The following is a 12,697-nucleotide window of genomic DNA, read 5'->3' on the forward strand; positions in this document are numbered from 1 at the left end:
TCACCTCCGGCCCGCACTGATGTTGACTGTAGGAATGAGAGCCATCTGGAAGGGTGCCATCGCGTTCGGGCTGGTCAATGTGCCCGTGAAGGTCTACAGCGCCACTGAGGATCATGACATCAGTCTGCACCAGGTCCACAATGCCGACGGCGGAAGGATCCGCTACCAGCGCCGGTGCGAGGTCTGCGGGGAGGTGGTGGACTACTCGGACATTGAGAAGGCGTTCGAGGAGGACGGCCGGACCGTGGTGCTGTCCAAGGATGAGCTCAAGTCCATTCCGGCCGAGAACAGCCACGAAATCGAAGTGGTGCAGTTCGTGCCGTCCGAGCAGCTTGAACCCATGATGTTCGAGAAGAGCTACTACCTGGAGCCGGACTCCAAGTCACCCAAGGCGTACGTGCTGCTGCGCCGTGCGCTGGAGGACACGGACCGGGTGGCGGTGGTCCAGTTCGCTTTGCGGGAGAAGACCCGGCTGGGGGCCCTGCGGATCAAGGACGACGTCCTGGTACTGCAGTCCCTCCTTTGGCCCGATGAGGTGCGGGAGGCCAGCTTCCCGTCATTGGAGGCCGACATCAGGATCTCGGCGCAGGAGCGGGATATGTCCGCGGCGCTCGTGGAGTCCATGGCCGCCGACTTCGACCCCGCCTCCTTTACCGACGAGTACCAGGTGCAGCTCCGCCAGCTCATCGAGGCCAAACTTGAGCAGGGCGAATCGCTCGATACGGAGGAAACCTTCGGCGTCGAGTCCGGTGAGGGCGGCAAGGGCGAGGTTATCGACCTTATGGAGGCGCTCAAGCGGAGCCTGGACCGGAAGCGCGGCGGCGGTACCGCCGCGGGCGGGGATTCCGACGGCGGCGCGGACGCCGGGGAAGAAGAACCCTCAAAACCGGCACGCAGGGCGGCCGGTACCAAGGCCGCAGCGTCCGGCGGCACCGGGGCAGCCGCCGGCAAGGCGGGTTCCGACGATGCAAAGCCCGCCGCCGCGAGGCAGGGAGGCAAGGCCACCGCCACCAAGGCTGCCGCCACCAAGGCTGCCGCGAAGCCGGCGGCCAAAACCGCAGCCAGGGCCTCGGGCGCTAAAGCCGACGGCACCAAATCCACCGGCGCGGCCGGCGACAAACCGGCCGCGAAGACCAGCACCAGGACCCGCAAGCCTGCCTGACCCTGCCCGGACGGAATGGTTGCTGCGCCTTTACAGGGGCAGCCGGGGCGTCCACAATGAGTCGCATCGCAGCCTCCGCTGTGCCAACAGCGTGCTGTCACCCATTCGGAACGGACCCGTGGGAACGGACCCGTAAAGGGGCGCGGACATGAACGATCAGGCAGCAGCGGAGGCGGACCGGCAACTCAAGGCAAAACACCGGGCCATGTGGGCCTCGGGGGACTACCCGGCGCTCGCGGACGAAATGCTCCTGGAACTGGGCGCCGTCCTGGTGGAGGCGTGCGGCATCCATCCGCGGCAACGCGTCCTCGACGTTGCGGCAGGAACCGGCAACGCAGCCATTCCCGCGGCCATGATGGGCGCCAAGGTGGTGGCCTGCGACCTCACTCCCGAACTCTTCGACGCAGGACGGAAAGAGGCAGCGAACCGGGGCGTCACCCTCGACTGGCAGGAGGCCGACGCCGAAGCGCTGCCCTTTGGCGACGAACAGTTCGACACCGTGATGAGCTGCATCGGAGTGATGTTCGCGCCGCACCACCAGGCCGCCGCCGCCGAACTGCTCCGGGTATGCAAACGGGGAGGCACCATCGGGCTGCTCTGCTGGACCCAGGAAGGGTTCGTCGGACAAATGCTCGCGGCGATGAAGCCTTTCGCGCCGCCGCCCCCGCCGGGCGCACAGCCGGCGCCGCTGTGGGGAAGCGAAGAGCACGTCCGCGAGCTGTTGGGGGACAGGATCACGGACGTCCACACCCGCAGGCAGAACCTGGCCGTCAAGAGCTTCCACCAGCCGGCGGACTTCGTCAGGTACTTCAAATCGCACTATGGCCCCATGATCTCCGTCTACAAATCCCTGGCCGGCACCCCGGACAGGGTCAAGGCCCTGGACCGGGCCCTCACGGACCTGGCCGATTCCTGCGGGGATGCGCACGGCGATGTCCCGTTCCAGATGGAATGGGAGTACCTGGTCTTCACGGCAAAGAAGGAGTAGGCATGACCGGCAACTATGTAGCAACGTCCGCCACCACGATCGACGCCGCCCCGGAACGGGTGTGGGAGGTGATGACCGATCCGGCTGCCGTGAAGGAGTTCATGTTCGGAGCCGTCCTGAAGACGGACTGGCAAGTTGGCAGCCCCATCATCTGGCAGGGCGAATGGGAAGGAAAGCCGTACCAGGACAAGGGCGAAATCCTGGCCGTTGAACGGGGGCGGAAACTGGTCCACACCCACTTCAGCCCGCTGTCCGGCCAGCCGGACGAGCCCGGGAACTACCACACGCTCGAATGGACCCTGGAGGACCGGGGCGGCACCACCCGGCTGACCCTGACCCAGGACAACAACCCGAGCGAAGAGGCCGCCGCCCACTCGCAGGCGATGTGGGACAAGCTGGTGGCGGACGTGAAGCGGATTGCGGAAGGCGGGAGAGGCGCTTAACGCCAAGCGGCCGCCGTCGGGCTTCTCCATAAAGGGAAAGCGCGACGGCGGCCGCCTGGGTTGGTGCCGCTAAGCGGCGAAGCTGCTACTCGGCGTCGTGATCCGTTTCCAGGATCTGCACCAAGCGCTCCAGAGCGTCGTCCGCACCCGCGCCCTCGGCGCGGAGGACCACAACGTCGCCGTGCGAGGCGCCCAGGCTCATGAGGGACAGGATGCTGGCTGCATCCATTGCCTCGTCTGCCGGCTCACCTTCACGGGCGATGGTGATCTCCAGGTCGAACTCGCCTGCCGCCTCAGCGAAGATGGCGGCCGGGCGGGCGTGCAGGCCCACGCGGCTGGCAACGGTTGCGGTACGTTCTGGCATTTTTGCTCCTTTAGTCTTTCGGCGTGCTGACGGTCCAGCGCCGGGAAGGTATGTGGCTAAACCGGATCAGACGGTTACGGGAACCGGTTCAACCGTATCAACGGTCTTCTTGACTGCCCAGCGTTTGAGGGCGATCACCGACAGGGCCGTAACTACCGTACCCACCACGATCGAGACGACGAACATCAGGAAGTTGTCGATGGCGAAGAAGACGAAGATGCCGCCGTGGGGGGCCTTCGATCCGACGCCCGCAGCCATCGAGATGGCTCCGGTCACCGCGCCGCCCAGCATGCTGGCGGGGATGACGCGCAGGGGGTCCGCCGCGGCGAACGGGATGGCACCTTCAGAGATGAAGGACGCGCCCAGCAGCCAGGCGGCCTTGCCGTTTTCCTGCTCCGCGAGGCTGAACAGCTTCTTGTTCAGGACGGTGGAGGCCAGCGCCATGGCCAGCGGGGGAACCATGCCCGAAGCCATGACCGCGGCCATGATCTGCCAGGGCGCCTGGTTGTCGATGGTCGCTGCACCCAGGCCGGCGACGGCGAAGGAGTAGGCAACCTTGTTGACCGGGCCGCCGAGGTCGAAGCACATCATCAGGCCCAGGATCACGCCGAGGGCGATAGCGCCGGCACCGGTCAGTCCGGACAGCCAGGCGTTCAGGCCCTTGGTGATGGCCACGATCGGTCCGCCCAGGATCAGGAACATCAGGCCGGACGCCACCAGGGATGCCAGCAGCGGGATGATCACCACAGGCATCAGGCCGCGCAGCCAGCGTGCCACCTGCAGGCGGCCCACCACGTGGGCGATGTAACCGGCGAGCAGGCCGCCGACGATGCCGCCGAGGAAGCCGGCACCCATGAATCCGGCGACGGCACCGGCGACGAAGCCGGGGGCGATGCCCGGACGGTCGGCGATCGCGTAGGCGATGTAGCCGGCCAGCGCCGGGACCAGGAAGCCCAGCGAGAGTGCACCGATCTTGAACAACACCGCACCCAGGTAGGCGCCCAGCGGACCCCACGCGTAGTCGGGGAACTCGGTGGGCAGGTTGAACAGGCTGTTCTGGACAACGATGTTGTCCGCGTACTTGGTGATCAGGTAGCCGCCCATGAGGAAGCCGAGGGCGATCAGGAGGCCGCCACCTGCCACGAACGGAATCATGTAGCTGACACCGGTGAGCAGGGCTTTCTTGAGCTTCTGCCCGATGTGCTCGCCCTTCTCCTCAGCCTCGTGCTCGGCCTGTTCCTCAGCCCCGAAGTGCGGGACGCGCCGGGCGTGGGGGTTGTCGGCCGCGGCGAGGGCTTCCTGGACCATCTTGTCCGGCTCGTCGATGCCGCGCTTTACGGGGGCGTTGATGACGGGCTTGCCGGCGAATCGCTCCTTGCCGCGCACGTCCACGTCCACCGCGAAGATCACAGCGTCCGCGGCGGCGATGACTGCGGGGTCCAGTGCCTTGGCGCCGGATGAGCCCTGGGTCTCCACCTGCAGGTCTACGCCCATTTCCCGGGCCGCTGCCACGAGGGAATCAGCCGCCATGTAAGTGTGTGCGATGCCGGTGGGGCAGGCCGTGACGGCGACCAGCCGCTTGGGGCCGCGCCCGCCGGAGCCGGCGGCGCCCGCTGCGCCAACGCCTGCACCCACGGGAACTGCGTCCACCGGGGCCGGGGATGCGTGCGCGGCAGGTTTGTCCGCCAGTGCGCCTTCAACGAGTTCCACGATTTCCGCCTCGGAGGAGGCGTTGCGCAGCGCTGCGGTGAAATCCTTCTTGATCAGGGAGCGGGCCAGCTTGGAGAGCAGCTTCAGGTGCTCCTGGTCCGCGCCGTCCGGGGCGGCGATGAAGAACACGAGGTCCGCCGGGCCGTCCTTGGCGCCGAAGTCGACTTTGGGGTTCAGGCGGGCCATGGCCAGGGTGGGCACCGTGACGGCGGCCGAGCGGCAGTGCGGGATGGCGATGCCGCCGGGGATGCCCGTTGCGGTCTTCTGCTCGCGGGCGAAGGCATCGGCGAAGAGGCCCTCGACTTCTGAGGCACGTCCGGTGGCAGCTACCTTGCTTGCCAGATGCCGGATCACCGCTTCGGGCGCGTTACCCAGGTTCTGGTCGAGCTCGACCAGTTCCGTGGTGATGAGCTGGGTCACTGTCAATCCTTTCGAAGGGCCGTGATGGTTACGGCATCAGGGGTTGTTTGGTGTACTGCCGGAACGGTGGAACCCGGCAGCGAGGCAGCGGCGGCACCATGGGCCACCGCCTGACGAAGGCAGTCGGCCGGGGCGGATCCCCGGCCGTGGGCGAGCAGGTAGCCGGCCAGCGCGGAGTCGCCCGCGCCCACCGTGCTGACCGCGGCGACCGGCGGGTGCGTGGCCAGCCACGCGCCGTCGGCCGTTACAAGGACAGCTCCCTTGGAACCGAGAGTTGCCAGCACAGCACCCACACCGGAACGAACGACGGCGGCCGCGGCGGCTGCGGCAGCAGCCGGGTCCGCTTCCAGCTCGTCTCCGGTGGCCGGGGCAAAACCGGCGGCTGCAGCCAGCTCAGCCAGTTCTTCGGCGTTGGGTTTGAGGAGGTCCGGTTTCCCGGAACCTGGGGTTGTTGCGCCGCTGCCCGTTCCGTCGCCGGAGGTACCGGCGTCGGTCAGGGAAGCGGCCAGGGGCGCACCGGAGGAGTCGACGGCGATCAGCGGCGCAGTGCCGTTGCCCGCCTCCCGGATCCGGCGGGCCACCACGGCGTAGAAGTTCTCCGGGAATCCGGGCGGCAGCGAGCCGGCCAGGACCACCCAGCTGGCGCCGCGTGAGCTTTCCAGCAGCAGCTTGATGAGGGCTTCCTGCTGGTCTGCGGCCAGGACCGGTCCGGGTTCGTTGATCTTGGTGGTCACGCCGCCGGGTTCGGTGAGCGCCACGTTGGTGCGCAGTGGCTCATCGATGGGCAGGGAGATGAAGGGCACCGCCTGCTCGCGCAGTCCGGTGAGGACGGGATCGCTGTCCGCTCCGGGGAGGACGGCCAGGGACTCAAGGCCGGACGCCACCAGGGCGCGGGAGACGTTGACTCCCTTGCCGCCGGACTCCTGGCGGACGGAGAGGGCGCGCTGCACCTCGCCGCGGGCCAGCGGGCCGGGCAGGGCAACGGTGCGGTCGAGGCTGGGATTGGCCGTGAAGGTGACAATCATGCGATCACCACGTCTACGCCGGCGTCTTCCAGGGCGGCCGCGAGTTCCGGCCCGGGTTCACTGTCTGTGATCAAGGTGTCCAGATCTTTCAGGGAGGCGAACTGGACCAGGGTTTCCGTGTCCAGCTTGGAGGAGTCGGCCAACACCACAATGCGGCGTGCCGACTGGACGAAGGCTGCCTTGACGGCGGCTTCTTCAGGATCGGGAGTGCTGACGCCAAACGTGGCGTGGATGCCGTTGGTGCCAACAAAGGCAATGTCCGGGCGGATGCGGGAGGCGGCGTCCACGGTTGCCTGGCCTACGGCCACCTGGGTGATGCCGCGGACGCGTCCGCCCAGGATCTGCAGGGCAACGCCGGGGACGTTGGAGAGCTTGCTGGCGATGGGAACAGCGTGGGTGATGACCACCAGTTCATGGTGCGGGCCGGTTCCGTCGGACGGCTCGACGGCGATGCGCCGGGCAAGCATGTCCGCCAGTACCTCGGTGGTGGTCCCGCCGTCCACCAGGACGCTGGCAGATGAGTTGCGGGGGATCAGGTTCAGGGCGGCTTCAGCGATGCGGATCTTCTGGTCCGGCCGCTGGATGGCCCGTTCGGTAACGCTTTCTTCGGTGGTGCTGAAACGGTCGGCCGCCACGGCGCCGCCGTGGACGCGGCGGACGGTGCCGGCGTTTTCCAGGGCGGCAAGGTCCCGGCGTACGGTTTCGGTGGTGATGCGGAAGCGCTCAGCAAGCAAGGTCACGCTGACCCGGCCGTTGCCGGCGACAAGCTCGGCAATCTTTTGCTGGCGCTCTTCGGCGAACACGTACCCTCCGTTGCGTAGGTTCCTGCGTGACTGGCATCACATTGATGTTGAGTTACTTGACTTTATCTTTGCTTGTGTTGGTTTGTCAATGGAAACCCACACGAAACAAAATCGAGCTGCGGCGGCGTGCGATGGCGACGTGGGCGGGTTGCTGGGAATACGAAAGCCGGGCCGGTCCGCAATGGACCGGCCCGGCTTTCGGGCATGCTGTCGACTCCCGGGGCTTCGCCCGGTTCAGTTAGCCGGTGGTGGCTAGATGCCGCCGTCGCGGGTTTCCTGCCGGGTGATGCGCTCGCCCGTGTTGGGGTCGATGACCGAGCGGGACTCGCTGACGCGGCGGCTCCGCCCGGGAGACGCCAGGATCAGTGAGGCAATAAGACCGATCACGCCCACGGCGATCAGGATGTAGCCCACCAGTTGCTGGTCCACGAATGGGATCAGCCCTGGAGTCACGGCCCAGGCAAGGATGGCTCCCAGGGCGATGAGGAAGATTGACGAACCAATTCTCATAACGTGCTCCTTATAGCCGCGTCCGGCGCGGCACTGGATGGGGCATTGCGGAAAGGTACTGCTGCAACTACTAAGCATGCTGTCTGTCAGGCGACACGCTACCTCCCGGAGAATCCGGATTCAATCACCCGGCCGGGGCGGCGCGCATGCCTCGCTACGCTGGTGCGGTGGAAACTGTTGTGTGGTCCAAACCCGAAGAGCTGCGTGCGGGCACCCCGTTGCTGGTGATGATGCACGGCTACGGCACGGACGAGTCCAGGATGGTGCGCCTCTTTGAGTACCTGCCCCAGGAATTCACGTTCGCCGCGCTGCGCGCTCCCATGCCGATCGGTGACCAGTGGGGCTGGTTCCTGCTGGACTACTTCCTGGCCAACGATTTCGCCGACGTCATCTCCGCCGCGACCTCCGTGCGGACGTGGGTCGGTTCGGTCAAGGACCAGCACAGCAGCGTCACCCTGATGGGGTATTCCCAAGGGATGGCGATGGCCAGCACACTCCTGCGGCTGCACCCCGACGACTACACGGCGGTCGTCGGGCTGTCCGGTTTCGTGCTCAATAACCACCTCCTGTCCACAATGGACTCCTTTGACACCAAGCCGCCGTTCTTCTGGGGGCGGGACAAGGGGGACCTGGTGATCAACGAGGACGCCACGGCCTATACCGCCGAGTGGCTGGCGGAAAACACGCTGCTGACGGCCCGGACCTATCCGGGCATGGGGCACGCCATGTCCAAGGCCGAGATGGTGGACGTCAGCGCCTTCCTGCGCCACTACGTGCTGCGCTGAACGGCGGCTGGGCCCTGGCTGGACACGGGAAAAAACAGTTGCCAGTCAAATTTGCAAGCGCTTACACTCGTCTGTGGCCATGATCGGTCCTGCAGTGGGCGGACACGGATGTGCTGCTGTGCGCTTAGGCACGGGAGCCTCCTGTGGCCGTACCGGCGGGGCCGGCTGTCCGCAGACTGAAAGGACACCGCACCGCCGATGACACACCACACGTCACCCGGGACCACCGACTGGACCGGGGCCGCCGCCATCCTGTTCGACCTGGACGGAGTGCTGACGCCCACAGCCACCGTGCACGAGCGTGCCTGGCAGGAACTGTTCGAGGGCTACCTGGCCTCGCATCCGGACGTTCCCGGCTACCGCGAAAGCGACTACTTCGACCACATCGACGGCAAGCCCCGCTTCGACGGGGTGCGGGACTTCCTTTCCTCCCGCGGAATCACGCTGCCCGAAGGCCCGCTCGACGACGACCCTGCCCACGAAACGGTCCAGGGCCTGGGCAACCGGAAGAACAGGCTCTTCAACGACATCGTCAGCGCCGGCGTCGAACCCTTCGACGGCTCGGTGCGGTTCCTCCACGCCGTCCTGGACCGCGGACTGAAGGTCGCCGTCGTCTCATCCTCCCGAAACGCACCCGCCGTCCTGCAAGCGGCCGGACTCAGCCACCACTTCCCCGTCGTAGTGGACGGGGTGGTGGCCGCGGAGCAGGGCCTGCCCGGCAAACCCAGCCCGGCCACCTACGAATACGCCGCGAAGCTGCTGGACCTGTCCAGCGCGGAGTGCGTGGTGGTGGAAGACGCCGTGTCCGGTGTGCAGGCCGGACGGGCCGGATCGTTCCACTCCGTTATTGGGGTGGACCGGGGCGCCGGCCGCCAGACGCTCCTGGACGCCGGGGCCACCCTGGTGGTTAACGACCTTCAGGAACTCATCCCCTAAGCCGGTGATTCCTGCCCGCCCCGGGCAACCGGTGCCGCTTCCCCCAAGGCAGCACCAATCCGAGCACCGCATTCCCCCCAATATCTCGTGCCCCCGCCGGCGGCACCCAGCAAGGCCACAAAGGACCCCCACCATGGCAGTCATTACCGCGGACCGCGAACGGTTCCCCGACACCCCCTGGCAACTCGTTGAAACCCGCCACGAGGCGGGTGATGCGGGAATCCTCGAAACACTGTTTGCCCTTGGAAATGGACATCTGGGCATCCGGGGCGCCCACTGGGCCGCGGCGGATGGCGGCCTTCCGGGCAGCTTCCTCAACGGGCTGCACGAAATCTGGGATATCAAGCATGCAGAAAACGCGTTCGGGTTCGCCCGGACCGGTCAACGCATCCTCTACATTCCGGACGCCAACAACTTCACCGTGGTGGTGGATGGCGAAAGCCTCAGCCTCGCCGAGTCCGAGGTCGTGGAATACCGGCGGACCGTTGACTTCTCCACCGGAATCTACGAATGCCGCATCACCTGGCAGTGCCGGTCCGGGGCGGCCGTGACCACCACCGAACGCCGCGCCGTGGGCTTCGAGTCCCGCGGCTGCCTTGGCATCTCCCTCGAAGTGGCCACGGACCGGCAGGTCTCGCTGGATGTCACCTCCCTGGTCATCAACCGCCAGGACCAGCCGGTGGAGGACCACTCCGTGCACGATCCGCGGCGCTCCGGCCGCCACGCCGGGCGCGTGCTGCTCCCGGTACGCCTTGACGGCGGCGACGGTTCGCTGCGCCTCTCGTGGGAAGCCGCAGAATCCAAGCAGCGGGTAGGCCTGGCCGTGGACCACTGGACCTCTCCCGGACACCAGCCCTTCGAAACCCTGGTGGACCAGGACGACAGCAGTGTCCGCTATGTCCTGGCAGTAGACCCGGACGAACCCTTCCGGCTGGAAAAGAGCGTGAGCTACGCTGCCGGCCGCCGCGTCCAGGACCCCGACGTGGACGCAGCCGCGGTGGCCGAGGAAGCCCTCCGCCCGGTCAACGAGATCTTTGCCGAGAGCATGGCCCACTACCGCAACTACTGGGCCACCTCAGACATTGTGGTGGGCGGCGGCAGCCCCGGGCTGCAGCAGGCCATCCGGTGGAACCTCTTCCAGCTGGCCCAGGCCACTGCCCGTGCCGACGTTGCCGGCATCCCCGCCAAGGGCGTGACCGGCTCCGGGTACGAGGGGCACTACTTCTGGGACCAGGAGGTGTACCTGCTGCCGTACCTCACCTACACCAATCCCGACGGCGCGCGGCGGGTGCTGGAGTTCCGCCACGGCATGCTCCCCGAGGCAAAGATCCGGGCCAAGGAACTGAGCGTGGATGGTGCGCTCTTCCCGTGGCGCACCATCAACGGGCTGGAGGCCAGCGCGTATTACGCTGCCGGAACGGCACAGTTCCACATCGCTGCGGCGATCGCCTTCGCCACGAACCGGTACCTCTGGGCCACCGGCGATGAAGCGTTCCGGGACGGGATGGGCGCTGAACTGCTCATCGAGACAGCCCGGATGTGGATATCCCTGGGCTTCTTCGGCAAGGACGGCCTCTTCCACATCCACGGCGTCACCGGCCCGGACGAGTACACCGCCGTGGTCAACGACAACCTGTACACCAACGTGATGGCACGCTTCAATCTGCGGACCGCGGCGGCGCTGGACCACCCCGGGATCGAGGACGCCGAACGCGAAATGTGGGAGCAGGCTGCCAACCGGATGCAGTTGCCCTTCGATGAGGATCTGAAGGTGCACTCCCAGGACAACGACTTCATGAGCCTGGAGGCCTGGGACTGGACTACCCCGCGGTCAAAGTACCCCCTGCTGCTGCACTTCCACCCGCTGGTGATCTACCGCCACCAGGTGCTCAAGCAGGCGGACACGGTCTTGGCCATGTTCCTGCAGTGGCAGGACTTCTCGGCGCAGGAGAAGCAGCGCGCCTTCGACTTCTACGATCCCATCACCACCGGCGACTCCACCCTTTCTGCCTGCGTGCAAGGGATCATGGCGGCCGAGGTGGGGTATTCGAAGGAAGCCTTGGACCACTTCACCAGTGCAGCGTTCATCGACCTGGACGACACCCACGGCAACACGATCGACGGCGTCCACATCGCCTCCACCGGCGGCGTGTGGAGTTCGCTGGTGTGCGGCTTCGCGGGCATGCGGGACCAGGGGCCGGTCCCGTTCTTCGATCCGCGCCTGCCGGCCGAATGGGACACGCTGGCCTTCCACCTGAAAGTCAGGGGGCGCCTGCTGCTGGTCCAGCTCGCGTCGGGTTCCATCACGCTGGCCGTGCAGGAAGGCGACCCCCTGGAAGTTGACGTCCGGGGTCAACGTGTCCTGGTAGACGGGCAGGGCGTTCAGGTTCCGCTGGAACCGGTCGCCGTCCCCGAGCCAACGGTCTTCCCCAGTGGACTGCCGACGGCGAGCATCCCCGTGGTGCGCGGCAACAGCTGATACCCGGCTGCTAGCCCGCCAGGAGGGTGGCGGCTTCTTGGCGGGTGGTGCCGGAGTCCTGGATGCCTTCGGCGATGTGGGCGAGTTCGGCGGGGATGTCGCGGCCTTTTTTGCGCATGGCGGTGGCCCAGAGCCGGCCGGCGCGGTAGGAGGAGCGGACCAGGGGGCCGGACATGACGCCGAGGAACCCGATCTCCTCCGCTTCCTGCTGCAGCTCCACGAACTCCTGCGGCTTGACCCAGCGGTCCACCGGCAGGTGGCGCTCGGACGGACGGAGGTACTGGGTGATGGTGATCAGGTCGCAGCCGGCCTCGTGGAGGTCGCGGAGGGCTTCGGAGATTTCCTCGCGGGTCTCGCCCATGCCCAGGATGAGGTTGGATTTGGTGACCATCCCGTGGTTGCGGCCCTGGGTGATGACGTCCAGGGAGCGGTCGTAGCGGAATGCCGGGCGGATCCGCTTGAAGATCCGGGGGACGGTTTCGACGTTGTGCGCGAAGACCTCGGGCTTGGAGTCGCAGATCGCCTGGATGTGCTCCGGGTTGCCGGAGAAATCGGGGATGAGCAGTTCGACGCCGGTGCCGGGGTTCAGTTCGTGGATCTTGCGGACGGTTTCGGCGTAGAGCCAGACGCCTTCGTCTTCAAGGTCGTCGCGGGCCACACCGGTGACGGTGGCGTAGCGCAGGGCCATGGATTGGACCGAGCGGGCCACCTTGGTGGGTTCGAACATGTCCACGGGGGAGGGTTTGCCGGTGTCGATCTGGCAGAAGTCGCAGCGGCGGGTGCATTCGGAGCCGCCGATCAGGAAGGTCGCTTCCTTGTCTTCCCAGCATTCGAAGATGTTGGGGCAGCCGGCCTCTTCGCAGACGGTGTGCAGGCCTTCCTTCTTCACCAGGTTCTTGAGCTGGACGAACTCCGGGCCCATCTGGACCTTGGCCTTGATCCACTCCGGCTTGCGCTCCACCGGGACGGCAGCGTTGCGCTGCTCGATCCGCAGCATCTTCCGGCCTTCAGGTGCCAATGTCATGATCGTGTTCCTTTGTTCGGGTCTTGCCGTTGGCTGAGGTTCCCAGCG

Annotated in this window: 12 protein-coding genes; 6 read left to right on the forward strand and 6 right to left on the reverse strand. The window is 66.6% G+C overall.

Going from position 1 to position 12,697, the window contains the following annotated elements; translation table 11 throughout:
• Positions 1-34: 34 nt before the first annotated feature.
• From ku to QRN53_RS00345, 3 genes are all read left to right on the forward strand, one after another.
• Positions 35-1,162, forward strand: coding sequence for a non-homologous end joining protein Ku (gene ku, locus QRN53_RS00335; protein WP_285242046.1), 1,128 nt, complete (start codon positions 35-37; stop codon positions 1,160-1,162).
• Positions 1,163-1,310: 148 nt separating this feature from the next.
• On the forward strand, positions 1,311-2,150 hold the full coding sequence (locus QRN53_RS00340; protein ID WP_285242047.1) for a class I SAM-dependent methyltransferase: 840 nt from the start codon (positions 1,311-1,313) through the stop codon (positions 2,148-2,150).
• A 2-nt stretch (positions 2,151-2,152) separates the two neighbouring features.
• Positions 2,153-2,593: an SRPBCC domain-containing protein gene (locus QRN53_RS00345; protein WP_285242048.1), complete on the forward strand. Its 441-nt coding sequence runs from the start codon at positions 2,153-2,155 to the stop codon at positions 2,591-2,593.
• A gap of 85 nt (positions 2,594-2,678) precedes the next feature.
• Here QRN53_RS00345 and QRN53_RS00350 read toward each other — a convergent pair whose 3' ends face one another.
• The 5 genes from QRN53_RS00350 to QRN53_RS00370 form a co-directional block, all read right to left on the reverse strand.
• On the reverse strand, positions 2,679-2,957 hold the full coding sequence (locus QRN53_RS00350) for an HPr family phosphocarrier protein (protein WP_018763716.1): 279 nt from the start codon (positions 2,955-2,957) through the stop codon (positions 2,679-2,681).
• A gap of 66 nt (positions 2,958-3,023) precedes the next feature.
• Complete coding sequence (locus QRN53_RS00355; protein WP_285242049.1) at positions 3,024-5,087, reverse strand: PTS fructose transporter subunit IIABC; 2,064 nt, start codon at positions 5,085-5,087, stop codon at positions 3,024-3,026.
• Between the two features lie 2 nt (positions 5,088-5,089).
• Complete coding sequence (locus QRN53_RS00360) at positions 5,090-6,112, reverse strand: 1-phosphofructokinase family hexose kinase (protein WP_285242050.1); 1,023 nt, start codon at positions 6,110-6,112, stop codon at positions 5,090-5,092.
• A complete protein-coding gene (locus tag QRN53_RS00365) occupies positions 6,109-6,915 on the reverse strand; it encodes a DeoR/GlpR family DNA-binding transcription regulator (protein ID WP_285242051.1) in 807 nt (268 codons plus the stop codon). Before QRN53_RS00365 ends, QRN53_RS00360 begins: the two co-directional genes overlap by 4 nt.
• A 252-nt stretch (positions 6,916-7,167) precedes the next feature.
• The gene (locus QRN53_RS00370) at positions 7,168-7,425 is read right to left on the reverse strand and encodes a DUF6458 family protein (protein WP_285242052.1); all 258 of its coding nucleotides are present in this window, start codon (positions 7,423-7,425) and stop codon (positions 7,168-7,170) included.
• A gap of 167 nt (positions 7,426-7,592) precedes the next feature.
• Between QRN53_RS00370 and QRN53_RS00375 the strand changes: the two genes are divergently transcribed.
• From QRN53_RS00375 to QRN53_RS00385, 3 genes are all read left to right on the forward strand, one after another.
• Entirely contained in the window at positions 7,593-8,210 is a 618-nt protein-coding gene (locus tag QRN53_RS00375) for an alpha/beta hydrolase (RefSeq protein WP_285242053.1), read from the forward strand.
• A gap of 198 nt (positions 8,211-8,408) precedes the next feature.
• Positions 8,409-9,146, forward strand: a complete 738-nt coding sequence (locus QRN53_RS00380) for an HAD family hydrolase (protein WP_285242054.1) — start codon at positions 8,409-8,411, stop codon at positions 9,144-9,146.
• Between the two features lie 133 nt (positions 9,147-9,279).
• Positions 9,280-11,625, forward strand: a complete 2,346-nt coding sequence (locus QRN53_RS00385; RefSeq protein ID WP_285242055.1) for a glycoside hydrolase family 65 protein — start codon at positions 9,280-9,282, stop codon at positions 11,623-11,625.
• 10 nt (positions 11,626-11,635) lie between these two features.
• Here the strand turns inward: QRN53_RS00385 and lipA are convergent, their stop codons facing one another.
• A complete protein-coding gene (gene lipA / locus QRN53_RS00390) occupies positions 11,636-12,649 on the reverse strand; it encodes a lipoyl synthase (RefSeq protein WP_285242056.1) in 1,014 nt (337 codons plus the stop codon).
• Positions 12,650-12,697 lie beyond the last annotated feature (48 nt).

The sequence above is a fragment of the Pseudarthrobacter sp. fls2-241-R2A-127 genome, from assembly GCF_030209355.1.
In the GTDB taxonomy this organism is placed as follows: domain Bacteria; phylum Actinomycetota; class Actinomycetes; order Actinomycetales; family Micrococcaceae; genus Arthrobacter.

Excerpts from the sequence above, each read along its gene's own strand:
- ku (WP_285242046.1), top strand. The coding sequence starts at position 35 with ATGAGAGCCATCTGGAAGGGTGCCATCGCGTTCGGGCTGGTCAATGTG.
- QRN53_RS00340 (WP_285242047.1), top strand. The coding sequence starts at position 1,311 with ATGAACGATCAGGCAGCAGCGGAGGCGGACCGGCAACTCAAGGCAAAA.
- QRN53_RS00345 (WP_285242048.1), top strand. The coding sequence starts at position 2,153 with ATGACCGGCAACTATGTAGCAACGTCCGCCACCACGATCGACGCCGCC.
- QRN53_RS00350 (WP_018763716.1), bottom strand. The coding sequence starts at position 2,957 with ATGCCAGAACGTACCGCAACCGTTGCCAGCCGCGTGGGCCTGCACGCC.
- QRN53_RS00360 (WP_285242050.1), bottom strand. The coding sequence starts at position 6,112 with ATGATTGTCACCTTCACGGCCAATCCCAGCCTCGACCGCACCGTTGCC.
- QRN53_RS00370 (WP_285242052.1), bottom strand. The coding sequence starts at position 7,425 with ATGAGAATTGGTTCGTCAATCTTCCTCATCGCCCTGGGAGCCATCCTT.
- QRN53_RS00380 (WP_285242054.1), top strand. The coding sequence starts at position 8,409 with ATGACACACCACACGTCACCCGGGACCACCGACTGGACCGGGGCCGCC.
- QRN53_RS00385 (WP_285242055.1), top strand. The coding sequence starts at position 9,280 with ATGGCAGTCATTACCGCGGACCGCGAACGGTTCCCCGACACCCCCTGG.
- lipA (WP_285242056.1), bottom strand. The coding sequence starts at position 12,649 with ATGACATTGGCACCTGAAGGCCGGAAGATGCTGCGGATCGAGCAGCGC.